The organism is Priestia aryabhattai B8W22, assembly GCF_000956595.1.
Lineage (GTDB): Bacteria > Bacillota > Bacilli > Bacillales > Bacillaceae_H > Priestia > Priestia aryabhattai.
The window spans coordinates 67,982-93,310 of the sequence record NZ_JYOO01000022.1 but is presented as its reverse complement, the minus strand read 5'-3'; the positions used below and the strand labels follow the sequence as shown (position 1 = coordinate 93,310).

Sequence of the window (25,329 nt, the reverse complement as noted above, 5' to 3'; positions counted from 1 at the left end):
CTAGCTTTTTTTTAATCAAACCATTTTGGTAGCCAATGAAACTTTTTATTCTCTGCTTCATGCTGTTTCTTCTTCGTTTTTGCTGCATGATCGATGTGGTCAGTACAATATGTTTTCGGCTGTGTACCAGTTAAATAATAAGCTTTATATTGAACAGGGCATGATTTGGATGCTAACTTTCCATTTTGAGGATTAATGTTTACGCTCATTAATCCATTTGGTGCTTTAAACTTTTCTTTTTTCTTTCCTTTTAAAGCATCTTCCATAAATAGCGCCCACATTTTTTTTGCGTATCCTTTTTCAGCTACATCATCCATTGTCCTTCCTTGATCATACCCAACCCAAACGCCTGAAACGAGCTGAGGAGAGTAGCCAATCATCCAGCTGTCCGTAGAGGTTGTGCCGGATTTTCCCGCGTAAGGACGAGATACATATTTAGAAATAGGCTTTCCTGTGACGGTTGTATAGCCATTTAGCTTTTGATTAAACATGCCTGTCATTAAATGGGTAGTAAGAAAAGCATAGCGTTTATCAATGACTTGTTTCCGTTCAGAAGGAGCTTGATAAACAACTTCTCCATCATGGGTTTCAATTCGTTTAATAAATGTTGGACGAATTTCTTTTCCGCCATTAGCAAAGATGCCGTACGCATTAACCATATCAATGACTTTGACAGGTGAAGTTCCAAGAGCTAAAGATGGAACTTTCTTTAAAGGTGATGATATACCAAGTGTTTTAGCGGTTTCGATCAAGCGGTTTTCCCCAATGAACAAATGCGTTTTTACCGCATAAATGTTGTCTGAAAGTGCGATGGCTTGAGCCATTGTAATAGGAGCATCTGCATAATAATTGTGATAGTTACTAGGTGTGTATGTCGAAACACCATCTTCTAATTTGAACGTCGTTTCTTCACTTTTCATTGGAGTGGATTCAGTAAAACCATCTTTTAATGCCGCATAGTATAAAAATGGCTTCATCGTTGAGCCAGGCTGTCTTATTGCTTGAGTAGCGCGATTAAATGGGCTCTTTTCATAATCTCTTCCACCAATAAGAGCTTTCACTTGTCCATTTTTAGGATTCATGGCAACAAATGCACTTTGTACGTCTGAAGAGCTGCTGATAACATCTTTCATTTTTTCTTCTGCCGTTCGCTGCATCTTTTCATCCAGCGTTGTATAAACGCGAAGTCCATTTGTATAAATCATGGTTTCATCAATGCCTAAATCTTGCTTTAATTCTGCTAGCGCTGCATCCATAAAGTAAGAAGCATCTTCTTTATTAGGATCTTTTTCGGCAGGCTTTGCAAATGCTAGAGGGGTTACAAGCGCTTTTGTTGCCTGCTTAGCTGTAATAATTCCATCCTCTTTCATGAGAGATAAAATGATATTTTGTCGTTTTTTTGTCATTTTCTTGATGAATAAGAGGAGAGTAGTAGCTAGGGCCTTTTGGGATACCTGCTAACATACTCGCTTCACTCAACGTCAAATTTTTGGCATGCTTATCAAAATACAGCCTAGCTGCCGCTTCAATTCCATAAGCTCCATGGCCATAGTAAATCGTATTCATGTAGCCTTCTAAAATTTGGTCTTTGCTATAATTCATTTCTAACCGAATCGTATACAGAGCTTCTTGAAGCTTTCGAGTCCACGTTTTATCGTGCTCTAGAAACAAGTTTCGTGCATACTGCTGGGTAATGGTACTCGCACCCTGTACTTTTCCCATAGCTTTTATATCAGCTACAATTGCTCCGGCGATTCGATGCATATCAAAGCCGTGATGCTCATAAAAGCGCTTATCTTCAACGGCTAAAGTTGCATCTTTTACGTAAGGTGAAATTTGATTAAGTGAGACCCAGTAGCGCTTTTGTCCATTGTGAACTTCATCAAGAACTTTACCGTTTGCTGAGTAGAAAACAGCTGTTTGAGAAACGTTTAGCGGAGGAGGGCCAGCGATTTTGGCGTAGAGAAAGATGCTTATATAGGCAAACAACAATAAAGCCCCCGCTAATATACCAAGGACGAGAAGAATTCGGAAGACGCGTCTTGCCTTTTTTAAATGTTCGGTTAATACCGTTTCCATTTCCATTCACCACCAATATGTGTCACTATGCACCGTACATGTTGCTTATAACGCAACAAAATTCTATTAAAAGAGCGGTGCAAGTAGATTCTAAAGCTTGTATCTATCATCAGTATGAAATAGAAAAGGTGGTTTTAAACCTCCATTGTTAAAAATTTTACTTGATTTTTTGCTGAATTCATCTATACTTTTTTCATGTTTGTATAAATTATGTTAGGGTAATCTATGCATAGGTTAATTCTCAAAATAGAAGGGAAGAGTTTGAAATGGAATTATGGTTCACAGAAAAGCAAACAAAGAACTTTGGTATTACAGCTAAAATTAATCGCACTTTACATACAGAGCAAACGGAGTTTCAAAAATTAGATATGGTTGAAACAGAAGAGTTTGGTAACATGCTCCTACTTGACGGTATGGTTATGACAACAGAAAAAGATGAGTTCGTTTATCATGAAATGGTTGCGCATGTACCGTTATTTACGCATCCAAATCCAGAAAACGTACTAGTTGTAGGTGGAGGAGACGGAGGCGTAATCCGTGAAATCTTAAAACACCCAAGCGTAAAAAAAGCAACGTTAGTTGACATCGATGGAAAAGTTATTGAGTACTCAAAAAAATTCTTACCTTCAATTGCGGGAAAACTAGAAGATCCGCGTGTTGATGTACAAGTAGATGACGGATTTATGCACATCGCTAAAAGCGAGAACGAATACGATGTCATTTTAGTGGATTCAACAGAGCCAGTAGGTCCAGCTGTAAATTTATTTACAAAAGGGTTCTATGCAGGTATCTCAAAAGCACTTAAAGAAGATGGTATCTTTGTTGCTCAATCGGACAACCCTTGGTTCACACCAGAGCTTATCTCAAATGTTCAGCGTGACGTAAAAGAAATCTTCCCGATTACACGTCTATACGTAGCGAATATTCCAACATACCCAAGCGGTTTATGGACATTTACAATGGGCTCAAAGAAACATGATCCATTAGAAGTAAGCGAAGATCGTTTCTTCGATATTGATACAAAGTATTACACAAAAGAATTGCACAAAGCGGCATTTGCTTTACCTAAATTTGTGCAAGATCTTATTAAATAAGCTATCACATACAAGTGAGATGCCAGAGGTCTAAGGCTGGCATCTTTTCTATGAGTAATGAAGGAGGAACAAAATATGCGTTTTGATGAAGCTTATTCAGGTAACGTATTTATCGGCAGTCACCCTGTTTTTGAAGAAAGTGAAGCGGTTCTTTACGGAATGCCAATGGACTGGACAGTAAGCTATCGTCCAGGTTCACGATTTGGCCCAACTCGTATTCGTGAAGTATCAATTGGATTAGAAGAATACAGCCCGTATTTAGATCGGGAGCTAGAAGAAGTAAAATATTTTGATGCAGGAGATATTCCACTTCCATTTGGGAATCCTCAGCGCAGCTTAAATATGATTGAAGAGTATATCGACCAGCTTTTAGCAGCGGACAAGTTCCCATTAGGCATGGGCGGAGAGCATTTGGTTTCTTGGCCTGTTATGAAAGCTATGTATAAAAAATATCCTGATTTAGCCATTATCCATATGGATGCTCACACAGACCTTCGTGAAGAGTATGAAGGAGAACCACTTTCTCATTCCACTCCAATTCGTAAAGTTGCTGAACTAATCGGACCTGAGAATGTTTATTCATTTGGTATTCGTTCAGGAATGAAAGAAGAATTTCAATGGGCAAAAGAAAACGGCATGCATATTTCAAAGTTTGAAGTTTTAGAGCCGTTAAAAGAGATTTTACCAAGTCTTGCAGGTCGCCCTGTTTATGTAACAATTGATATCGACGTATTAGATCCAGCGCACGCTCCTGGTACAGGAACAGTAGATGCAGGCGGTATCACATCAAAAGAGCTTTTAGCTTCTATTCACGCAATTGCTAAATCCGATCTTCGCATTGTCGGAGGGGATTTAGTAGAAGTAGCTCCAATTTACGATCCGTCTGAACAAACAGCTAATACAGCAAGCAAGCTTATTCGCGAAATGATCTTAGGCTGGGTTCAAAAGAAATAAATAAAGTAAAAAGGCGGCCGCCTAAGGCCGCCTTTTTTGTTTGAAATATGTGAGTATGTCAAACACAGTGAAAAGAGGAATTCTCGGCTTATCTATCATATTTCCTTTGAAGTATTATTGAATTCTTTCTTTAGAATGTTTATACTATTTAAGTTATAACGTATTCATTTTAATAAGGAAGTGTCTTTTGTGAGTAACGCTTCAGAAGTCAAGAAACCCATTGAAGTTAAAATTGTGACGGATATCCGCGATGGTCATCGAAAAGAGACAACATCGGTAAATGCAAAAGGTATGTATTATGAAAAAGGATCGAAAGTTTATCTTACATACACAGAGCGCCAAGAGGAAATCGGAGATATCAGAACAATGGTAAAAATTAGTGAAGATGAAGTATCAATTAACCGAACCGGTGCTGTTCAAATGAAGCAATCGTTTCGTAAAAAGGTACAGATCGAAGGAACTTATATAAGCCCTTATGGACGTATGGATTTACTAACATTCGCTCATAACATTGAATATAAACAAATGACTCAAAAGGGTCGATTATTTTTAACGTATGATCTAGAAGTACAGGGTCAGCCTACCGGGAAATATGCGTTAACCATTACATTCAAGGAGGAGAAAAAATGAACATCGTCGAACAAGTGCAGCAAAAATTAAAAGCTGAAATTCAAGATGCTGTGGTCAAAGCAGGACTAGCTGAAAAAGCAGAACTTCCAGAAGTTCTATTAGAAACCCCAAAAGATAAAACACACGGTGATTATTCTACCAATATGGCTATGCAGCTAGCTCGTATTGCCAAAAAAGCTCCGCGTGCTATCGCTGAAGAGCTTGTAGCAAACTTCGATAAATCAAAAGCATCTATCGAAAAAATTGACATTGCAGGCCCTGGATTCATCAACTTTTATATGAATAACTCTTATTTAACAGAGCTTATCCCAACGATTGTAAAAGCTGGTGAAGCGTACGGTCAAACAAACGTAGGGAACGGACAAAAAGTACAGGTTGAGTTTGTTTCAGCTAATCCGACAGGGGATTTACATTTAGGACATGCCCGCGGTGCAGCAGTTGGAGACTCACTGTGTAATGTTCTTGAAAAAGCAGGTTATGATGTGTCACGTGAATACTATATCAATGATGCCGGTAACCAAATTAATAACCTGGCTTATTCAGTAGAAGCACGCTACATGCAGGCTCTTGGTTTAGAGAAAGAAATGCCTGCAGACGGCTATCATGGTGCTGATATTATAAACATCGGAAAAGAGCTAGCAAAAGAGCACGGAGACAAGTATGTAAACGCCTCTGAAGAAGAGCGTTTTGAATTCTTCCGTCAATACGGATTAGATTATGAGTTAGCTAAATTAAAGCGTGATCTTGAACAGTTCCGTGTGAAATTTGACGTATGGTATTCTGAAACGTCTCTTTATAAAAATGATAAAATTTCAGTTGCACTTGAAACGTTGAAAAAACAAGGCCACGTATATGAAGAAGAAGGTGCTACGTGGTTCCGTTCTACAACATTTGGTGATGATAAAGACCGTGTGTTAATTAAAAATGACGGTTCATTTACTTACTTAACGCCAGATATTGCGTATCACCAAGACAAAATTCAGCGCGGATTTGACAAGCTAATCAACATTTGGGGAGCCGATCACCATGGATATATTCCTCGTATGAAAGCGGCGATTCAAGCGCTTGGTTATGAAAAAGATACGCTTGAAGTAGAAATTATTCAAATGGTTCAACTGTATCAAAATGGCGAAAAAATGAAAATGAGCAAACGTACAGGTAAAGCAGTAACAATGCGTGATCTAGTAGAAGAGGTAGGCCTTGATGCAACTCGCTACTTCTTTGCGATGAGAAGTGCGGATACACATTTAGACTTTGATTTGGATTTAGCTGTTTCTCAATCTAATGAAAATCCTGTATACTACGCGCAATATGCTCATGCTCGTATTTGCAGTATTCTTCGTCAAGGTGAAGAGATGGGGATTCAATCAACATCTGGCGCTGACCTTTCATTAATTAGTGCAGAAAAAGAAATGGAACTGCTGAAGAAAATCGGAGAGTTTCCTCAGGCCGTAGCGGAAGCAGCAACAAAACGTATTCCGCACCGCATTACGAACTATGTATTTGATCTTGCTTCTACGTTCCATAGCTTCTATAATGCAGAAAAAGTATTAGACAGCGATAATGTAGAAACAAGTAAAGCGCGTATTGAACTAGTGAAAGCTGTTCAAGTAACGCTTCAAAACTCCTTAAAATTAATTGGTGTTTCAGCACCTGAAAAAATGTAAAAAAAAAGGGCCTCTTGGCTCTTTTTTTATTTAAAAAATAAGCGTGGCGCCTCCCGTACGTTTTACTCCTCTCATTGATGCTAAATCTTCCACTAATTTTAGCAGCGCTTTATCTTTTAACTTTGCTTCAATCATTACGTCAAAATCTTGTCCGATATCTTTAGCTATTTGCAAAAAAGGTGCGATGAAATCAGTCGAGACATAATCAGAGTGACTTCTAAATTCTTTTTCAGATTTAGGAGAAGAGATATGTACTTTTGGTTTTAACCCGATATGCTTCCACGTGTCAAAGATACGAGGGAGCAATAGGTCAAGGGATTCTTCTCCTTCATTTGCTTTGTGGTGGTGATAATCAAAGAGGAGAGGGACTTTCTCTTTTTCGCATACGGCTAATGTTTCTTCAGTTGTGTATGTTTTATCATCGTTTTCAAGAGTCATGCGCTTTTTAATGACAGGCGGCAGCGTTTGAATGTTTTCATGAAATCGACCGATCGCTTTTTCTTTATTGCCATAAGCTCCCCCTACATGAATATTAATAAGAGCTTGATCGGCTACTCCCATCGCTTCAAGCATTCTATAGTGATAATCCATATCTTTTACCGCATTTTCTGTAATGTGTTTTTTGTCACTTGTAAATAATGTGAACTGATTGGGGTGAAAACTCACGCGCAGCTGATGATTTCGAATCAATTCTCCTATCTCTGACCAGTCTTCTTGGAACGCATCAATGTAATTCCAATCTACTTCAGGATGAGTAGCTAAAGGGACAAGAGAAGATGATAATCGATACAGCATAATTTCGTGGGCAATATTAAAATGCAAAGCGCGCTTAGTGTGATTCAAATTTTGTTTTGTGACGTGATGAAGCTTATCCAGCCTCTCATCTTTTTTCATTTTCCCCCATCTAGTAAACGTGAGGGTTTTAGCAGGTGAGCAGTCCCAAAGCGACAGGGCATGTGATACATAGCCAAATCTAATTTTCATGATAAATCTTCCTCTTTTCGTTCATTAAAGTAACGGAGAAATAAAGGTTGCAAATCCTTGCTTTAGTTTTTCACTCCATTTTCGGTTTTTGACATCTTCTAAAGACAAAATTGGGCATTCTCCCATACAAGCTTTAAAGCTGTTCTTTACTTCTTCAATGTATGTTGCATCATAGATTAAACAGTTGATTTCAGCATTTAAGAACAAGCTTCTTTTATCAAAATTAGCCGTTCCTACATCGCAGATCACATTGTCTGCAATTAATACTTTGGCATGGTAAAAACCGTAATAATATTGATAAATCATACAGCCTGCTTGAAGTAATGTGGGAAGATAGGCAAACGCAGCATGATGAACAAGCGGTTGATCTGCACGCATTGGAATTAAAATATGAACTTGTACTCCCCGTGCACGAGCTTGCAGTAAAGCATTCATCAAAGGTTCGCTTGGAATAAAATAAGGAGTACCTATGTACAATTCCCTATTGGCTTTGTTGATAATCGATAAAAAGCTTTCTTCAAGTGAAAAACCTTCAGTCGACTGTAGCTGAATAACATAGTCTCCTTCAGAGGTTGGTGGAAAGTATCTTTCCACTTTACGCAGGTCTAAGCCGGTAGCAGCATACCAGTCGCTCAATAGCTGCATTTGAAGGTCTTGTATACCTTCCCCTTCCATACGCAGGTGGTAATCTTTCCACACCCCAAGCTTGGCGTCGAGTCCTAAATATTCTCTTCCAATATTAAAACCTCCAATGTAGCCAACTTTCCCATCAATAACGGCCATTTTACGGTGATTGCGTGCGTTGAGTGTATAAAACAAATAAGGCCACCGCAGCGTTCGACTGTAAGCAAAATGAACACCTTGTTTCTTTAAGAATGCAATTTTGTTTTTCTTAATTTTATAGCTTCCTACACGGTCTACCAATAATCTGACCTCAATATTTTGACGTGCTTTTTGGACTAGTAAATCTAAAAATTCTTGGCTAATTTCATCATTTTGTACAATGTAAAACGATAAATGGATAAATGAAGAGGCATTTTCTATTTCGTGAAATAAATCTTTATACAAGACATTCCCGTCTGCGAACAAAAAAAGAGAAGCACGGCGCTTTGGAAATGTATTTTCAGCCTGAGAAAATACTTTTTTTCCAACGCCAAGGTCAATTGCAAGCCAAGCAATAAAAATAATAAAAAGTAAAATTAAAACCATGCCGCTCATCATGTCACCTCTTTTCCCGATGTAAATACATTTTATGTTGTTCTTAGTGTCACCTTGTTTAAATAGAATATGAACAAAAGAACGAAAAGATATTGACTGAATGCTCATTCATTATATACAATGAAAACAGATATATTATCAGAAAATTTAGTTGTCAGGAGGAAAGAAGGTAACAAATTATTCAAGGAGGGGACGAGATGACAGGGTTGCTGTGGGTGAATTTTCTCTTTTTTATTATTGTAACCGCTTACGCTGTTTCTTTGTTTGTCTATTTAATTCGCACACGCATTGAGTATATTCAATTAGGAAAAAAAGTTGAATTTGATCAGCGCTTAAAAGAAAGGCTGCAAAAAATTTGGGTGAACGTGTTTGGACAAAAGAAGCTGTTAAAAGATAAAAAAAGCGGAATTATGCACGTCATGTTTTTTTATGGGTTTATTTTAGTTCAGTTCGGCGCGTTAGACTTCATCATAAAAGGTTTGCTTCCAGGTAAGCATTTGCCGCTTGGACCTTTATATCCCGGCTTTACATTTTTTCAAGAAATTGTAACGTTTTTGATTTTAGTAGCAGTTGTCTGGGCTTTTCACCGCCGCTATATCGAAAAGCTTGTGCGTTTAAAAAGAGGGTTCAAATCTGGTTTAGTGCTGATTTTTATTGGAGCACTTATGCTGTCAGTGCTTGTTGGAAACGGCATGTCAATCATCTGGCATAATCATGAACCAGCATGGACAGAACCGATTGCGTCATCGATTGCCATCTTGTTTAAGGGAATCAATGATACTGCCGCTATCTCCATTTTTTATGTTTCATGGTGGATTCACTTAGCCGTGTTATTGACGTTTTTAGTATATGTTCCTCAATCAAAACATGCTCATTTACTGGCTGGACCGGCTAATGTATTTTTCAACCGTGTTTCTAAGCCAGGTAAGCTTGAAAAGATTGATTTTGAAGACGAGACGCAGGAGACGTTTGGAGTTGGAAAGATTGAAGAATTCACGCAGCATCAGCTTATTGATTTATATGCCTGTGTGGAATGCGGCCGATGTACGAATATGTGTCCGGCAACGGGTACAGGGAAAATTTTATCTCCAATGGATTTGATTTTAAAGATGCGCGATCACTTAACAGAAAAAGGAGCGGTTGTGACATCTAAGGCTCCTTGGGTTCCTACGTATGCATTCTCTAAAACAAAAGGAAATCAGCTGGCGATGATGGCGGCCGGCCAAGGCGGAGCAGAAGCCGCAGCAACAGCGGAATATAATCCCGCTTTAATTGGAGATGTCATTACGGAAGAAGAAATCTGGGCATGTACAACGTGCCGAAACTGTGAAGATCAATGTCCCGTAATGAACGAGCATGTAGATAAAATCATAGATTTACGACGTTTTTTAGTATTAACCGAAGGAAAAATGGACGCGGATGCTCAGCGTGCCATGACGAATATTGAGCGTCAAGGAAACCCTTGGGGATTAAACCGAAAAGAGCGTGAAGAATGGCGACATGTAAGAGAAGATGTTCACATTCCGACTGTTAAAGAAGTAAGTAAAGCCGGTGAAACGTTTGAGTATTTGTTCTGGGTAGGTTCCATGGGGTCTTATGACAACCGCAGTCAAAAGATCGCTCTATCGTTTGCAAAGCTTCTCAATGAAGCTGGTGTTTCATTTGCGATTTTAGGAAATAAAGAAAAAAATTCTGGTGATACGCCGCGCAGGTTAGGCAATGAATTCTTATTTCAAGAATTGGCTTCTAAAAACATCGCTGAATTTGAAAAAAATGAAATCAAAAAAATTGTTACCATTGATCCACATGCTTACAATATCTTTAAAAATGAATATCCAGATTTCGGTTTTGAAGGAGAAGTGTATCATCACACAGAATTATTAGCTATGTTGGTGAAAGAAGGTAAGCTGTCACCAAAACATGCGGTTAATGAAAAAATTACCTTCCATGATTCCTGTTATTTAGGAAGGTATAACGAAGTATACAGTCCACCGAGAGAAATTTTGAAAGCGATTCCAGGTGTTAGTTTGATTGAAATGGATCGCAACCGTGAAAATGGTATGTGCTGTGGAGCAGGAGGAGGGTTAATGTGGACGGAAGAAACGACCGGCCAGCGTATTAATGTAGCGCGCACGGAACAAGCCTTAGCCGTTAATCCAAGCGTTATCAGTTCAGGTTGCCCGTACTGCTTGACCATGCTAAGTGACGGAACAAAAGCAAAAGAAGTAGAAGAAAAGGTTCATACGTATGACGTAGCAGAACTGCTTGAAAAGTCAATTTATGGTGACGTGCAAGAACAGGTTTCATAAAGGAGAAGTAGAGATGGTATTCATCTCTACTTTTTACAGAAAGGAAATTGAGCAAGCGTTCAATCGGCAAGGACAAAGTTCAGGAAAAAGAGGAGGAAACAATAGTGGGGAAAACAGTCATTGTGAGTGCAGTTCGAACACCTTTTGGAAAATTAGGTGGCAGCGTAAGCGGACTAAAAGCGGCAGAACTAGGCGGGAAAGCGATTCAAGCAGCATCAAAGGGACGTACAGAAATTGATTCCGTTATTATGGGGTGCGTGCTGCAAGGGGGCCAAGGACAGCTGCCTTCTAGGCAAGCCATGCATTATGCAGGTTTACCGTGGCAAGTAGAGACGGAAACCATTAATAAAGTTTGTGCATCGGGCATGCGCAGTATTACAACTGCTGATCAGCTGATTCGGTTAGGAGAAGCAAAAACAATCATTGCAGGGGGAATGGAATCGATGAGTAACGCACCGTATCTTCTTCCAAAAGCAAGGTGGGGATTCCGTATGGGAGATAGCGTGGTGACGGATCTGATGGTTCACGATGGTTTGACATGCAGCTTTACAGGGGTTCAAATGGGTACGTATGGAAATGAAATAGCTTCTGAAATGAATATTTCCCGAGAAAAGCAGGATGAATGGGCGCTTCGCAGTCATCAGTTAGCAGTAGAGTCAGAAGAGAAAGGGAGATGGGATGCAGAAAGAATTTCAGTTGATATTCCGTCTAAAAAAGGAACGATAACGGTTCAAAAAGATGAAGGGTCAAGAAAAGATACGTCGTTAGAAAAACTCTCGTCTCTTCGGCCTGTATTTGGCCACAGTGGGACCATTACAGCAGGAAATGCACCTAGCGTGAATGACGGAGCGGCTGCGCTCATGCTAATGGATGAAGATGTGGCAAAAGCAAATGGCTATGAGCCGTTGGCTACGATTGTAAACCATACTTCTCTTGCGATGGAGCCAAGGGAATTTCCGAAAACGCCTGGGTTTGCTATTAACAAGCTACTGCAAAAAACAAATAAGACAGTAGATGATATTGCGCTGTTTGAAATCAATGAAGCTTTTTCAGCAGTAGCGTTAATGAGTATGGAGATTGCAGGGCTTCCGGCTGAAAAAGTAAATGTGAACGGCGGGGCAGTGGCACTTGGACATCCGATTGGAGCAAGCGGCGCCCGTATTGTTGTAACGCTCATTCATGAATTAAGACGACGAGGCGGCGGACTAGGCATTGCTTCTATTTGCAGCGGCGGCGGCCAAGGTGATGCCATCATGGTAGAAGTGTAAAAGGGGGATATCAACTTGAATATTGAAACAGTTATGGTTATTGGAGCAGGTCAGATGGGGGCGGGAATTGCGCAAGTATTTGCTGCGAGCGGATATCAAGTCTCTTTGTATGACGTTGATCAAAGAAATACACAAAAAGGAATAGAAGGTATTGATAAACGCCTGAAAAAGCAGGTGGGAAAAGGTTCTCTCTCAGCTAAGGAATATGAAGGAATTATGGAGCGCCTTCACTTGGCAAATGAAATAACAGCAGCACAAAAAGCAGATTTAATCGTCGAAGCGGTTGTGGAAAAGATGGAAGTCAAACAAGCTATTTTTGCGGAGTTGGATTCGTTAGCTCCGAGTCACACTATTTTAGCAACCAACACGTCTTCGCTTCCTATTACTGAAATTGCAGCTGTGACGACTCGACCTGAAAAAGTAATTGGCATGCACTTTATGAATCCTGTTCCCGTGATGAAGCTCGTTGAAATTATTAGAGGGCTGGCTACTGGTGATGAAGTGTATCAAGCAGTCTATGAAACAACAAAAAAATTAAATAAAACCCCGGTGGAAGTTCATGATTTTCCAGGGTTTGTTTCAAATCGAATTTTAATGCCAATGATTAATGAAGCTGTGTTTACGCTCTATGAAGGCGTAGCAAACGAAGAGGATATTGATCAAGTGATGAAACTAGGAATGAACCATCCAATGGGACCTTTGACATTAGCAGATTTCATCGGGCTCGATACATGTTTGTTTATTATGGAAACGCTTCATAAAGGGTTTGGCGATGACAAATATCGTCCTTGTCCATTGCTTAGGAAATATGTAAAGGCAGGGTGGCTTGGCCGAAAAACAGGAAAAGGATTTTTTACGTACGAAACATAAAGGAGTGGCGAAATGATCTTTTTTACGTCTGAACAACACATGATTAAGAAGATGGTAGCTGATTTTAGTGAAAAAGAAGTCGCTGCGTCTGTGCCAAACATGGAAAAGGGTGAATTTCCTCGAGGTTTATTAAAGCAGATGGCTGATCTTGGCCTGATGGGCATTCCCGTTCCTCAAACATACGGAGGGGGCGGACTGGACTTTGTGTCGTACATGATTGCCATCCATGAAATATCAAAAGTAAGTCCAGCCCTCGGTGTCATTTTGTCTGTTCATACTTCTGTAGGTACGAATCCTATTGTCGTATTTGGGACGGAAGATCAAAAACAAAAGTATGTAAAAAAACTGGCGACAGGTGAATATTTAGGTGCTTTTTGTTTAACAGAACCTAGTGCAGGGTCAGATGCCGCAAGCCTAAAAACAAAAGCAGAACGAAAAGGAGACCACTATCTTTTAAATGGATCAAAGCTTTTCATTACAAACGGGGGAGAAGCGGATACGTATATTGTATTTGCTAAAACGAATCCCGAACGTGGGTCGAGAGGAATGAGCGCTTTTATCGTTGAAAAGACGATGGAGGGATTTTCAGTAGGAAAAGATGAACATAAGATGGGTCTTCACGGTTCTCGAACGGTTCAACTGCACTTTGAAAATATGAAGGTGCCTGTAGAAAATCGTCTCGGAGAAGAAGGTGAAGGATTTCGAATTGCTATGGCTAATTTAAATGCCGGAAGAATTGGTATTGCTGCTCAGGCGGTAGGAATTGCTGAAGGTGCGTTAACGGCAGCCAAAAACTATGCAAATGAACGATATCAATTTGGAAAACCGATTTTATCTCAGCAGGGAATTGCCTTTAAGCTGGCTGATATGGAAACAGCTGTTGAATCAGCGAAGCTTTTAATGTACAGAGCCGCTTTTTTATATGATCAAAAACTTCCTTGCAAAAAAGAGGCCTCAATGGCGAAATTATTTGCTTCCCAGACGGCTATGAATGTAGCAATCGATGCGATTCAAGTTTTGGGAGGCTATGGTTATACGAAAGATTATCCAGTAGAGAGGTATTTTCGTGACGCCAAAGTGTGCGAAATCTACGAAGGTACAAGCGAAATTCAGCGCATCGTCATTAGCAGTCAACTATAGGGGGAATAATCATGTTTTTTAAACTTTCAGAAGAACACGAAATGATTCGCAAAATGGTGCGAGATTTTGCCAAAAACGAAGTGGCTCCAACAGCTGCAGAACGAGATGAAGAAGAGCGTTTTGACAGAGGAATCTTTACACAAATGGCCGATCTGGGATTAACAGGTATTCCATGGCCGGAGCAATACGGAGGAATTGGCAGTGACTATCTAGCTTATTGCATTGCCGTTGAAGAATTGTCTAGAGTATGTGCATCAACAGGCGTTACGTTGTCGGCTCATACGTCTCTTGCCGGCTGGCCGATCTATACATTCGGAACAGAAGAACAAAAACAAAAATACCTGAAACCTATGGCAACGGGTGAGAAAATAGGTGCTTATGGGTTAACCGAACCGAGTGCTGGATCAGACGCAGGAGGAATGAGAACGCTCGCTGTAAAGGACGGAGAAGATTATATTTTAAATGGTTCTAAAATCTTTATTACAAACGGCGGCGAAGCGGATATTTACGTCGTATTTGCTCGCATCGATCCTAATGAAAAACGCACGAGCGCTTTTATTATTGAAAAAGATATGCCGGGATTTTCAGTTGGTAAAAAAGAAAAGAAACTGGGCATTCGCTCTTCACCCACCACAGAAATTATTTTCGAGGACTGCCGTATTCCAAAAGAAAATTTACTAGGAAATGAAGGAGAAGGATTTAAAGTTGCCATGATGACGCTAGATGGCGGCCGAAATGGCATAGCCGCGCAGGCGGTAGGAATTGCTCAAGGAGCGTTAGATGCCGCGGTGGCTTATGCAAAGGAACGTCAGCAATTTGGTAAGCCAATTATTTCCCAGCAAGGAATTGCTTTTAAGTTAGCCGACATGGCCACGAGTATAGAAGCTGCAAGACTGTTAACCTATCAGGCTGCTTGGCTGGAGTCCCAAGGGCTGCCATACGGCAAAGAATCAGCTATGTCAAAATTATATGCTGGGGATACAGCAATGAAAGTAACGACAGAAGCTGTTCAAGTATTTGGAGGGTACGGTTATACAAAAGATTATCCAGTAGAACGTTTTATGAGAGATGCAAAAATCACGCAAATTTATGAAGGTACACAAGAAATTCAGCGTCTCGTCATTTCTAGGTATCTTGCTAAATAAAACACTTGTTGTAGGAGAGGTGAAAAAATGAAAAAGAGAGAAGTTCTCACATCCATTAAAGATGAAAAGCTGATTGTAGAGCGTCGTAATCAAATGATTAAAGGGGCCGTCACGCTATTTAAGGAAAAAGGTTTTCACCGAACAACAACGAGGGAAATTGCCAAAGCCGCTGGGTTCAGTATCGGTACACTTTACGAATATATTCAATCTAAAGAAGATGTTTTATATCTTGTATGTGACAACATTTACGATGAAGTGAGAGAGCGATTAGAAGAGATGGTAGTGGATCGTTATACAATCGCTGAGCTCCAACAAGCGATTCAGCACTATTTTAAAGTTGTAGATGAGCTTCAAGATGAAGTATTAGTCATGTACCAAGAAGCGAAATCGCTGTCTAAAGATGCGCTTCCATATGTATTAAAAAAAGAACTGGATATGGTTGAAATGTTTAAGGTTATTATCGAAGGCTGCGTAGAAAACAATCAATTTGCACTTACGGATAAAGAAATTTCGCTGTTTGCTCATCATTTATTTGTTCAAGGTCAGATGTGGGCATTTCGCAGATGGTGGCTGCAAAAGCATTATTCACTAGAAGAATATACAAATATGCAGTTAGATTTTTTACTTAAAAATTTTTCATTTCAACAACTGTGTGAGGGGGAGATAGTTTGAATACAAGCAAAAGACCGCTTCGTTTTTTAACCGCTTCTAGCCTGTTTGACGGCCACGACGCGTCCATTAATATCATGAGACGAATTCTTCAAGCCAAGGGGGTAGAAGTCATTCACCTGGGACATAACCGATCTGTCGAAGAAATTGTTAACGCTTCCATACAAGAGGATGTTCAGGGGATTGCCATTTCTTCTTATCAAGGCGGCCATGTAGAATATTTTAAGTATATGTACGATTTACTCCAAGAACAACAGGCTTCTCATATTAAAATTTATGGAGGAGGAGGAGGGGTAATTATTCCAAGTGAGATTCAAGAGCTTCATGATTACGGCATTTCTAAAATCTTTTCTCCAGAAGATGGACGAAAAATGGGGTTAGAAGGCATGATTCAATTCATGATTGATGATTGTTACTACACAAATCCTCCAGCATTGCCGAAGGATCGAACCTTAACGCCGGCTAATGACCGTTTAATTGCCCAGCTTATTACATGCGCTGAAAATGAGGCCTATGAATACACAAAAGAACACGCAGCCGCTCTTGAAGAAATCCGAGAAAGTCTAATCGAAAGCGAAACGGATCAAAAAATACCGGTTATTGGAATCACAGGAACAGGAGGAGCGGGGAAAAGTTCGCTTACGGATGAATTAGTAAGAAGGTTTATTGAACATATCCCAGATATTCATGTAGCTGTTTTATCCGTCGATCCAACTAAACAAAAAACTGGAGGAGCGCTTCTTGGGGATCGAATTCGCATGAACATCGCAGCGTCTCCTCGTGTGTATATGAGAAGTCTGGCCACACGTTCATCTGGCCATGAGCTATCGGCGGCCATTCGAGATGGAATTGCCGTCGTGAAAAAAGCGGGTTTCGACATTATTATTGTCGAAACAAGCGGCATCGGGCAAGCTGATGCTCAAGTTAAAGATATTGCAAACGTCTCTCTTTATGTAATGACAAGCGAATTTGGCGCGCCGTCGCAGTTAGAAAAGATTGAAATGATTGATTACGCAGACTTTATTGTAATCAATAAATTTGAAAAAAAAGGTTCCGAAGACGCAAAAAAACAAGTGCAGCGTCAATATCAGCGTAATCATCAGCTGTTTGAAAATAATCTCTCTACTATGCCAATTTACGGAACAATTGCGAGTCAGTTCAACGACGGGGGAACAAATATTTTATTTGAAGATCTTGTAAAACATCTGCAGCAAACATGCCGTACGTCTTGGCACGTAGAAAAATCATCAGAGCGCGTAAGTGAAAAGAAATATACCATCATTCCTAATGATCAACAGCAATATTTACAGGAGATTGTAAACAGCGTTCGCTCTTATCACCACAATACGGACGTTCAAGTGCAAACAGCGCGTAAATTTTATCAGCTAGAGGGTGCTCTGAAAGAAGTGGAAACAGAAACAGCCAAGCAAGAGCTCACTCAGCTAAAGGAGAAATATCAAAAACAGCTAACGGCTGAATCGATTGAAAAGCTGGAAAACTGGCCTAAATTAAAAAGTCAGTATCGACAAGAAGAACTTATTACAAAGATAAGAAATAAAGAAATTAAAACTTCTCTGCAAGTTGATACGCTATCAGGACTGCGTATTCCGCGCGTGGCCCTTCCAAAGATTGAAGAATATGGGGAAGTACTTCGGTTTCTTTATAAAGAAAATGTGCCAGGCGCATTTCCTTATACAGCAGGCGTTTTTCCGTTCAAACGAAAAGGAGAAGATCCTAAGCGTCAATTCGCAGGCGAAGGGACACCAGAACGAACAAATCGCCGCTTTCACTATTTGTCAAAAGATGATGAGGCTAAGCGTTTAAGTACAGCATTTGATTCTGTAACGCTTTATGGAGAAAATCCGGATTCAAGGCCGGATATCTTCGGGAAAATTGGCGAAAGCGGCGTAAATGTCTGTACGCTTGATGATATGAAACTCTTGTATAAGGGATTTGATCTGTGCCATCCTTCGACTTCCGTTTCGATGACGATTAATGGGCCGGCTCCAATATTATTAGCTATGTTTATGAATACAGCTATCAGTCAGCAGGTGGAAAAGAAGGAAGAGGAGCTGAAGCGCTCTTTAACAGAAGAGGAATACAAGGAAGTAAAATCAGGTACGTTGAAACAAGTGAGAGGAACCGTTCAAGCGGATATTTTAAAAGAAGATCAGGGCCAAAATACGTGTATTTTTTCTACAGAATTTGCATTAAAAATGATGGGAGATATTCAGCAGTACTTTATTGACGAGAAAGTGCGCAACTATTATTCTGTGTCTATTTCAGGCTATCATATTGCTGAAGCAGGAGCGAATCCAATTTCTCAGCTCGCGTTTACATTAGCCAACGGTTTTACGTACGTGGAATATTACTTGAGTCGAGGGATGCACATTGATGATTTTGCTCCTAATTTATCGTTTTTCTTTAGTAATGGACTTGACCCTGAATACACGGTTATTGGACGTGTGGCGAGAAGAATCTGGGCAATTGTGATGCGTGATAAATACGGAGCAAATGAACGAAGTCAAAAGCTTAAATATCATATTCAAACATCCGGCCGATCGCTTCATGCACAGGAAATTAATTTTAATGATATACGTACGACGCTGCAAGCCTTAATGGCTCTTCATGACAACTGCAACTCCCTTCATACCAATGCGTATGATGAAGCAATTACAACACCGACGGAAGAATCTGTACGTAGAGCGATGGCCATTCAACTAATCATTACAAAAGAGCATGGATTAACTAAGAATGAAAATCCACTACAGGGCTCTTTTATTATTGATGAACTAACAGACTTGGTAGAAGAAGCGGTATTGGCTGAATTTCAACGCTTAAATGATCGAGGCGGCGTTTTAGGTGCGATGGAAATGCAGTATCAGCGAGGTAAGATTCAAGATGAATCGATGGAATACGAGATGCAAAAACATACGGGAGCTTTACCTATTATAGGAGTAAATACGTATATTAATCCACATGAAGAGGAAAGTTCTTCAGTTGATGACATGCAGTTAGCCCGCGCATCAAAAGAAGAAAAAAATCATCAAATTAATCAGCTTCAGAAGTTTCAACAGCAGCATGAAGAAAAAAGAGAAGATGCGCTGAAAAGGTTAAAGAAAGCTGCAACAGAAGGAGAAAACATTTTTAAAGAGTTAATGGAGACCGTTAAAGTAGCCAGCTTAGGAGAAATTACGCGAGCTTTATATGAATGCGGTGGGCAATATCGCCGAAATATGTAATAATGTATCGTTAGTATATAGTGATATATTAAAAGCCGAGACGACCATTTTTGGTCATCTCGGCTTTTATAGACTTAACCCTAACGGAGTCAGAATAACTGATGGTGAATTCCTTTTGATCAAAGGATGCTGTTGGCGTATTAAGTAGAATGTATTATAGTGATAAAATGTCTGTTTTTTCGTTGTTTTATGCGAAATTCTCGAGAATTTTAGAAACGAGGCTAGCATAAATGTATTGAATTTGTTTATAATGAATGGTATGTATTTATTCGTTTCCATCATTTACACATATGATGAATTGATTTAATAGATTTTCGATATACATAGCCATAGAAAGGATGTGCCAGATTTGAGTTTAGCACAGTACTCAAAAACGGATTTAAAAGAAATGTCGATGATTGAGATTGCTTATGCGCTTCTAGAAGAAAGAACAGATCGTCAAGCAATGTCATTCCAAGAAATTATTGCTGAAATTAAAGCAGCAGCGGAAATGTCAGATCAAGAATTAAAAACGAGATTAGCTCAGTTTTATACAGATATTAATATTGATGGTCGCTTTTTAACAGTAGGGGACAACCACTGGGGTCTTCGTGGATGGTATCCTTTTGACCAGGCTGAAGAGGAAGTTATTCCGGTTGCAAAACCTAAAAAGAAAAAAGCGAAAAAAGCTGTTGTTGAAGAAGTTGAAGATTTTGATGATCTAGAAGAAGATTTAGATTATGAAGACGTTGATGATCTAGACGAAGAAGAAGATTTTGAAGATATTGATGAACTAGAAGAAGATGAAGATGATCTTGCAGAAGACGACTTTGACGATTTAGAAGATGATCTAGACGATGATGAGGAAGACGAAGAAGAAGATTATGAGGACGAAAAAGAAAAATAATCCTTCTTGACTTTTTCAAGCGAAGTAGGTAGAATCTTTTTTGGGCTCTTTAAACAAGCATTTAAAAAGTTTTTATTTAAAATAGACTATTGCTCCCAATCCAGTTTTGGTATTGGGAGCAATTTTTTTATTTTATTTATCAATGTTTTACACCCCGATATGTTCTTATAAATCCTTGATAGAAACTTTCTTTTGGTTCTTGAACGTTTCACATTCATAAGGTTTCTTATAATTTCGCATGCACAATGAATGAATTGTGATTGTTTATGTGAAAACTTTTAATATTGTACAGTTCAAATTATTTAGAGGGGGAAGTATAGATGACAAAGTATATTTTCGTAACAGGCGGTGTTGTATCATCTCTAGGAAAAGGGATTACAGCAGCTTCTTTAGGCCGTTTATTAAAAAACCGTGGATTGAACGTAACGATTCAAAAGTTTGATCCATACATTAACGTAGACCCAGGAACAATGAGTCCATACCAACACGGTGAGGTATTCGTAACGGATGACGGCGCGGAAACAGACTTAGACTTAGGTCACTATGAGCGTTTTATCGATATCAACTTAAATCGCTACAGCAATGTAACAACAGGTAAAGTATATTCAACAGTATTGAAAAAAGAGCGTCGCGGTGATTATTTAGGCGGAACAGTTCAGGTTATTCCGCACATCACAAATGAAATTAAAGAACGCGTTTTCCGTGCAGGCAAAGAAACAAACGCAGATGTTGTTATTACTGAAATCGGCGGAACGGTAGGAGATATTGAATCACTTCCTTTCCTAGAAGCTATTCGTCAGATCAAAAGCGATATTGGCCGTGACAATGTTATGTACATTCACTGTACACTTGTGCCGTATTTAAAAGCTGCTGGTGAAATGAAAACAAAACCAACACAGCATAGTGTAAAAGAATTACGCAGCTTAGGTATTCAGCCAAATGTTATCGTTGTTCGTACGGAGATGCCAATTTCTGAAGATATGAAAGACAAGCTAGCTTTATTCTGCGATATTGATCCAAAAGCAGTTATTGAGTGTGCAGATGCTGAAACATTATATGAAATTCCACTATCTCTACAAGAGCAGCACTTAGATCAAATCACATGCGATCACTTGAAATTAGATTGCCAAGAAGCAGAAATGACTGAGTGGAAAGCACTTGTTGAGAAAGTAAAAGGACTTTCAAACACAACAAAAATTGCATTGGTTGGTAAGTATGTAGAGCTTCAAGATGCTTATATTTCTGTTGTAGAAGCAATGAAACATGCTGGATATGCATTCGATGCAGATGTAAATATCAAGTGGGTAAACTCTGAATTTGTAACAAAAGAAAATGTTCAAGATTTACTTGGTGATGTAGATGGTATCTTAGTTCCAGGTGGATTTGGTGATCGTGGAATCGAAGGTAAAATTGTGGCAACACAATATGCACGTGAGCAAAAAGTTCCATTCTTAGGTATTTGTTTAGGTATGCAGCTGGCATCAGTTGAGTTTGCACGCAATGTATTAGGATTAGAAGGCGCACATTCAGCAGAAATTGCACCTGAAACAAATTATCCAATTATCGACTTATTACCAGAACAAAAAGACGTAGAAGACTTAGGCGGTACATTACGCTTAGGATTATATCCATGTAAATTGTCTGAAGATACGCTTGCATATGAAGCATATCAAGATGAAGTGGTGTATGAGCGTCATCGTCACCGTTATGAATTTAACAACGAATACCGTCAACAGATGGAAGAGAAAGGCTTTATCTTCTCTGGTACAAGCCCTGATGGCCGTTTAATTGAAATTGTAGAGCTTAAAGACCACCCATGGTTCTTGGCTTCACAATTCCACCCAGAATTCACGTCTCGTCCAACAAGACCGCAACCATTGTTCAAAGAATTTATTCGCGCATCAATGGTGTCAAGCCAAAACAAATAAGTGAAATAAAAACACGCTGTCTTTAGACAGCGTGTTTTTTATTCATATTCTTCTACGATTTCTTTTAATGTGAAAATTAAACCGTAGTACGCATATAAAGCGACCATCATTGCTGGAAAACCAAATCTTGAGCCGTCTTCTCCAGGAATAAGCGGCTTTAACAATTTTGTATCAATATGAGCATCTGCGAGTGCTGTTAAAGAAGGCTCGGCTATTTCTTTAGGGACAGCAGCAATGCTGACAAATGGAATATCCCGTTTCTTTAAACGTTCAGCTATTTCTACTGCTTTGTGATCTGTTGAAAATCTAGAGACAAGCAGTACGCGATCGACGCTAGTTAGCTGGTCCAATTCATGTAAAGGCAAAGCTTTTGTCTGACTTAAAGGTTCTGCGCTGCTTAGTGCTTCAAGCGTAATGGCGTGCATTTCTTCTACACCGTAAATATAAATAAATCCTTCTCCGACAGAGGCCTGTGCTAAAATACGCGCAGCATCTTCAAATTGGAATTCTTCTTGTTCTTCAATTCGTTTAAAAAAACCTGAAAGTTGAGTTGTGAAAATTTTAAGCATAGAATCTCCCTTCGATTTAAGCGGCTAAAGCCGGCTATCTACACATTATAACGAAAAAAGCTATCTGTATTCTATCTTGAAATGAGCTACAATGAAAGTAAAGTGCAATGAAGTTAGATGGACGACAAAAAAAGCTATGTTTTGTAACAATTTCTCTAATTAGCAGGGATTTTTGTTTTAAAGGCGAAATACATATGTTAGTTTTGTCTGTATAAGAGGAATATAAAAGGTGGGATTATATTGGCAGAGAAAATTTTAATTGTTGATGATCAGTATGGTATACGTATTTTATTAACGGAAGTGCTGCAAAAAGAAGGCTATACGACATTTCAAGCGGCGAACGGCTTCCAGGCGATTGATATTACAAAAGAGCAAGCACCGGATCTTGTCTTATTAGATATGAAAATTCCAGGAATGGATGGAATCGAAATTTTAAAAAGGTTAAAGCAGCACGACGAAACAATTAAAGTTATCATTATGACCGCTTATGGTGAATTGGATATGATTCAAGAAGCAAAAGATTTAGGAGCATTAACTCACTTTGCAAAACCGTTTGATATTGATGAAATCCGCAAAGTTGTTAGGGAATATATACCAGTAAAGTCGAATTAAGGTTTTGGTAGGGTTTTCATCCTAACAAATTTTGAATATCAGCCTAAAAATGTTGCTGTTTTCATTGTTAGTTGGTATCCTAATTACTGTATTCATAATTCGACAATCTATTATGTAAAGATGCGCGTTGTTTCTACATGAAACACTCAATTCAAGAGCATACTATTTGAGTGTGCCTTTTGGTTAGCATCTAAATCTAAGGTTGATTTTAAGGAGGATTTCGATATGCCTTTAGTATCAATGAAAGAAATGCTTATTACAGCAAAAGAACAAGGCTATGCAGTAGGTCAATTTAACTTAAATAACTTAGAGTTTACTCAAGCTATTCTTCAAGCAGCAAAAGAAGAAAACTCTCCAGTTATTCTTGGTGTATCTGAAGGTGCAGCACGCTACATGGGCGGTTTCAAAACTGTTGTAGCAATGGTTGAAGCTCTAATCGAAGATTACGACGTTCAAGTACCAGTTGCAATTCACTTAGACCACGGTTCAAGCTTTGAATCATGTGCAAAAGCAATCCACGCTGGATTCACTTCTGTAATGATCGATGCTTCTCACCACCCATTTGAAGAAAACATTGCAATTACTTCTAAAGTAGTTGAACTAGCTCACTTCCACGGAGTATCTGTAGAAGCAGAACTAGGAACTGTTGGTGGACAAGAAGACGACGTTATTGCTGAGGGCGTTATCTATGCAGATGCTAACGAGTGTGAAGAACTTGTTAACCGTACAGGTATCGATTGCTTAGCTCCAGCATTAGGATCAGTTCACGGACCATATAAAGGTGAACCAAACCTAGGTTTTGCTGAAATGAAAGAAATCGGAGATCGTACAGGCTTACCATTAGTTCTACACGGTGGAACTGGTATTCCAACAAAAGATATCCAAAAATCAGTTTCTTTAGGTACTGCTAAAATCAACGTAAACACTGAAAACCAAATTGCTTCAGCTAAAGCTGTTCGTGAAGTATTAGCTGCGCAACCTGAACAATATGATCCACGTAAATACTTAGGACCTGCTCGCGAAGCAATCAAAGAAACGGTTCAAGGTAAAATGCGTGAATTCGGTTCTTCTAACAAAGCATAATTTGAAATCTTCGGATGGCCTGTTTGCAGTTAGTTGAGTCTGAAAAATAAAACCGTCTTATTTTTATTGTAAGGCGGTTTTATTTTTACTATAATTTTCTTATCATTCTGAATACATAACACAGGGGGATGGCATTCATGAAGTTTTTTATTGATACGGCTAATTTAGATGAGATTAAGGAAGCGCATTCATTAGGTTTGTTAGCGGGGGTTACAACAAATCCTAGTTTAGTAGCTAAAGAGAACATCACGTTTGAAGATCGTCTTCGTGAAATTACAGAGTTCGTTGAAGGATCTGTAAGTGCAGAAGTGATTGCGCTTGATGCAGAAGGCATGATTCGCGAAGGAAAAGAGCTTGCTGCGATTGCGCCGAATATTACAATCAAGGTACCGATGACTCCGGATGGCTTAAAAGCAGTAAAAGAATTTACTAGTTTAGGTATTAAGACAAACGTTACGCTTATTTTCTCAGCTAACCAAGCGTTAATGGCAGCAAGAGCAGGTGCTACTTACGTATCGCCTTTCTTAGGAAGGTTAGACGATATTGGTTTTAATGGCCTCGATTTAATCTCAGATATCGCAGATATTTTTGCGATTCACGACATTTCATCAGAAATTATTGCAGCATCTATTCGTCATCCGATGCACGTAACAGAAGCTGCAAAAAATGGAGCACATATTGCGACAATTCCTTACAAAGTTTTAATGCAATTGTTCAAACATCCGTTAACAAATGCAGGAATTGACCAATTTTTAGCAGATTGGGAAAAACGAAATGTCTAAACATGTATAAATTTGTGTGGCATTTACCATCCTGACAGGTGAATGCCATATTTTTCTTTTATCTTGTCGAAACTATACATGATTTTTTCATTTTCGTGTACACTAGTAGGTAATAGGAAAAATAACCATTCTTTTAGGTATTCTTTGTACCAAAATTTTCCTCAATTACTAGGTGAGAAACTTTCTTTCACTAGAAGGGA

The 25,329-nt window shown here is 39.1% G+C and carries 19 protein-coding genes and 1 pseudogene; 16 read left to right on the top strand and 4 right to left on the bottom strand.

Features of this window, described 5'->3' with window-relative positions; genetic code table 11:
* Positions 1-11: 11 nt before the first annotated feature.
* A pseudogene (locus tag N178_RS17420) lies at positions 12-2,079 on the bottom strand (transglycosylase domain-containing protein).
* 266 nt (positions 2,080-2,345) lie between these two features.
* On the opposite strand from N178_RS17420, the gene speE reads away from it, so the two are divergent.
* The 4 genes from speE to argS all read left to right on the top strand — a co-directional run bounded on the left by speE (position 2,346) and on the right by argS (position 6,424).
* On the top strand, positions 2,346-3,173 hold the full coding sequence (gene speE, locus N178_RS17415; protein ID WP_045293809.1) for a spermidine synthase: 828 nt from the start codon (positions 2,346-2,348) through the stop codon (positions 3,171-3,173).
* A gap of 75 nt (positions 3,174-3,248) precedes the next feature.
* Entirely contained in the window at positions 3,249-4,127 is an 879-nt protein-coding gene (gene speB, locus N178_RS17410) for an agmatinase (RefSeq protein WP_045293808.1), read from the top strand.
* Between the two features lie 189 nt (positions 4,128-4,316).
* Positions 4,317-4,757 (top strand): YwiB family protein, encoded by a 441-nt coding sequence (locus N178_RS17405; RefSeq protein ID WP_224357625.1) that lies wholly within the window; start codon positions 4,317-4,319, stop codon positions 4,755-4,757.
* A complete protein-coding gene (gene argS / locus N178_RS17400; RefSeq protein ID WP_045293806.1) occupies positions 4,754-6,424 on the top strand; it encodes an arginine--tRNA ligase in 1,671 nt (556 codons plus the stop codon). The genes N178_RS17405 and argS overlap by 4 nt, the downstream gene beginning before the upstream one ends.
* Positions 6,425-6,454: 30 nt before the next feature.
* Here argS and uvsE read toward each other — a convergent pair whose 3' ends face one another.
* Both uvsE and cls read right to left on the bottom strand, forming a co-directional pair.
* Positions 6,455-7,408, bottom strand: coding sequence for a UV DNA damage repair endonuclease UvsE (gene uvsE / locus N178_RS17395; RefSeq protein ID WP_045293805.1), 954 nt, complete (start codon positions 7,406-7,408; stop codon positions 6,455-6,457).
* 24 nt (positions 7,409-7,432) lie between these two features.
* Complete coding sequence (gene cls, locus N178_RS17390; RefSeq protein ID WP_237758515.1) at positions 7,433-8,629, bottom strand: cardiolipin synthase; 1,197 nt, start codon at positions 8,627-8,629, stop codon at positions 7,433-7,435.
* A 194-nt stretch (positions 8,630-8,823) separates the two neighbouring features.
* On the opposite strand from cls, the gene N178_RS17385 reads away from it, so the two are divergent.
* The 9 genes from N178_RS17385 to N178_RS17345 all read left to right on the top strand — a co-directional run bounded on the left by N178_RS17385 (position 8,824) and on the right by N178_RS17345 (position 22,083).
* Positions 8,824-10,935, top strand: a complete 2,112-nt coding sequence (locus tag N178_RS17385; RefSeq protein ID WP_045293803.1) for a (Fe-S)-binding protein — start codon at positions 8,824-8,826, stop codon at positions 10,933-10,935.
* A gap of 104 nt (positions 10,936-11,039) precedes the next feature.
* A complete protein-coding gene (locus tag N178_RS17380) occupies positions 11,040-12,203 on the top strand; it encodes an acetyl-CoA C-acetyltransferase (protein ID WP_045293802.1) in 1,164 nt (387 codons plus the stop codon).
* Positions 12,204-12,218: 15 nt separating this feature from the next.
* Positions 12,219-13,073: a 3-hydroxybutyryl-CoA dehydrogenase gene (locus N178_RS17375; protein ID WP_045293801.1), complete on the top strand. Its 855-nt coding sequence runs from the start codon at positions 12,219-12,221 to the stop codon at positions 13,071-13,073.
* Between the two features lie 12 nt (positions 13,074-13,085).
* Complete coding sequence (locus tag N178_RS17370) at positions 13,086-14,213, top strand: acyl-CoA dehydrogenase (protein ID WP_045293799.1); 1,128 nt, start codon at positions 13,086-13,088, stop codon at positions 14,211-14,213.
* Positions 14,214-14,224: 11 nt separating this feature from the next.
* Positions 14,225-15,358, top strand: coding sequence for an acyl-CoA dehydrogenase (locus tag N178_RS17365; protein ID WP_045293798.1), 1,134 nt, complete (start codon positions 14,225-14,227; stop codon positions 15,356-15,358).
* A gap of 27 nt (positions 15,359-15,385) precedes the next feature.
* A complete protein-coding gene (locus N178_RS17360; protein WP_045293797.1) occupies positions 15,386-16,030 on the top strand; it encodes a TetR/AcrR family transcriptional regulator in 645 nt (214 codons plus the stop codon).
* A complete protein-coding gene (gene icmF, locus N178_RS17355; protein ID WP_045293796.1) occupies positions 16,027-19,269 on the top strand; it encodes a fused isobutyryl-CoA mutase/GTPase IcmF in 3,243 nt (1,080 codons plus the stop codon). Before N178_RS17360 ends, icmF begins: the two co-directional genes overlap by 4 nt.
* Before the next feature lie 349 nt (positions 19,270-19,618).
* On the top strand, positions 19,619-20,155 hold the full coding sequence (gene rpoE, locus N178_RS17350; protein ID WP_045293795.1) for a DNA-directed RNA polymerase subunit delta: 537 nt from the start codon (positions 19,619-19,621) through the stop codon (positions 20,153-20,155).
* Positions 20,156-20,475: 320 nt separating this feature from the next.
* Positions 20,476-22,083: a CTP synthase gene (locus N178_RS17345; protein WP_045293794.1), complete on the top strand. Its 1,608-nt coding sequence runs from the start codon at positions 20,476-20,478 to the stop codon at positions 22,081-22,083.
* A 38-nt stretch (positions 22,084-22,121) separates the two neighbouring features.
* Here the strand turns inward: N178_RS17345 and N178_RS17340 are convergent, their stop codons facing one another.
* Positions 22,122-22,652: a DUF2529 family protein gene (locus N178_RS17340; RefSeq protein WP_045293793.1), complete on the bottom strand. Its 531-nt coding sequence runs from the start codon at positions 22,650-22,652 to the stop codon at positions 22,122-22,124.
* Between the two features lie 237 nt (positions 22,653-22,889).
* Here N178_RS17340 and N178_RS17335 point away from each other — a divergent pair, with 237 nt between their 5' ends.
* The 3 genes from N178_RS17335 (at position 22,890) to fsa (ending at position 25,129) form a co-directional block, all read left to right on the top strand.
* Complete coding sequence (locus tag N178_RS17335; RefSeq protein WP_087944205.1) at positions 22,890-23,264, top strand: response regulator; 375 nt, start codon at positions 22,890-22,892, stop codon at positions 23,262-23,264.
* Positions 23,265-23,489: 225 nt separating this feature from the next.
* Positions 23,490-24,347, top strand: a complete 858-nt coding sequence (locus tag N178_RS17330; RefSeq protein WP_013059826.1) for a class II fructose-bisphosphate aldolase — start codon at positions 23,490-23,492, stop codon at positions 24,345-24,347.
* A gap of 137 nt (positions 24,348-24,484) precedes the next feature.
* On the top strand, positions 24,485-25,129 hold the full coding sequence (gene fsa, locus N178_RS17325) for a fructose-6-phosphate aldolase (RefSeq protein ID WP_045293792.1): 645 nt from the start codon (positions 24,485-24,487) through the stop codon (positions 25,127-25,129).
* Positions 25,130-25,329: the final 200 nt, after the last annotated feature.

Bases quoted from the DNA above. Each gene is read 5' to 3' on its own strand.
- speE (WP_045293809.1), top strand. From the start codon at position 2,346: ATGGAATTATGGTTCACAGAAAAGCAAACAAAGAACTTTGGTATTACA.
- speB (WP_045293808.1), top strand. From the start codon at position 3,249: ATGCGTTTTGATGAAGCTTATTCAGGTAACGTATTTATCGGCAGTCAC.
- argS (WP_045293806.1), top strand. From the start codon at position 4,754: ATGAACATCGTCGAACAAGTGCAGCAAAAATTAAAAGCTGAAATTCAA.
- uvsE (WP_045293805.1), bottom strand. From the start codon at position 7,408: ATGAAAATTAGATTTGGCTATGTATCACATGCCCTGTCGCTTTGGGAC.
- cls (WP_237758515.1), bottom strand. From the start codon at position 8,629: ATGATGAGCGGCATGGTTTTAATTTTACTTTTTATTATTTTTATTGCT.
- N178_RS17385 (WP_045293803.1), top strand. From the start codon at position 8,824: ATGACAGGGTTGCTGTGGGTGAATTTTCTCTTTTTTATTATTGTAACC.
- N178_RS17370 (WP_045293799.1), top strand. From the start codon at position 13,086: ATGATCTTTTTTACGTCTGAACAACACATGATTAAGAAGATGGTAGCT.
- N178_RS17365 (WP_045293798.1), top strand. From the start codon at position 14,225: ATGTTTTTTAAACTTTCAGAAGAACACGAAATGATTCGCAAAATGGTG.
- N178_RS17360 (WP_045293797.1), top strand. From the start codon at position 15,386: ATGAAAAAGAGAGAAGTTCTCACATCCATTAAAGATGAAAAGCTGATT.
- N178_RS17345 (WP_045293794.1), top strand. From the start codon at position 20,476: ATGACAAAGTATATTTTCGTAACAGGCGGTGTTGTATCATCTCTAGGA.
- N178_RS17340 (WP_045293793.1), bottom strand. From the start codon at position 22,652: ATGCTTAAAATTTTCACAACTCAACTTTCAGGTTTTTTTAAACGAATT.
- N178_RS17330 (WP_013059826.1), top strand. From the start codon at position 23,490: ATGCCTTTAGTATCAATGAAAGAAATGCTTATTACAGCAAAAGAACAA.
- fsa (WP_045293792.1), top strand. From the start codon at position 24,485: ATGAAGTTTTTTATTGATACGGCTAATTTAGATGAGATTAAGGAAGCG.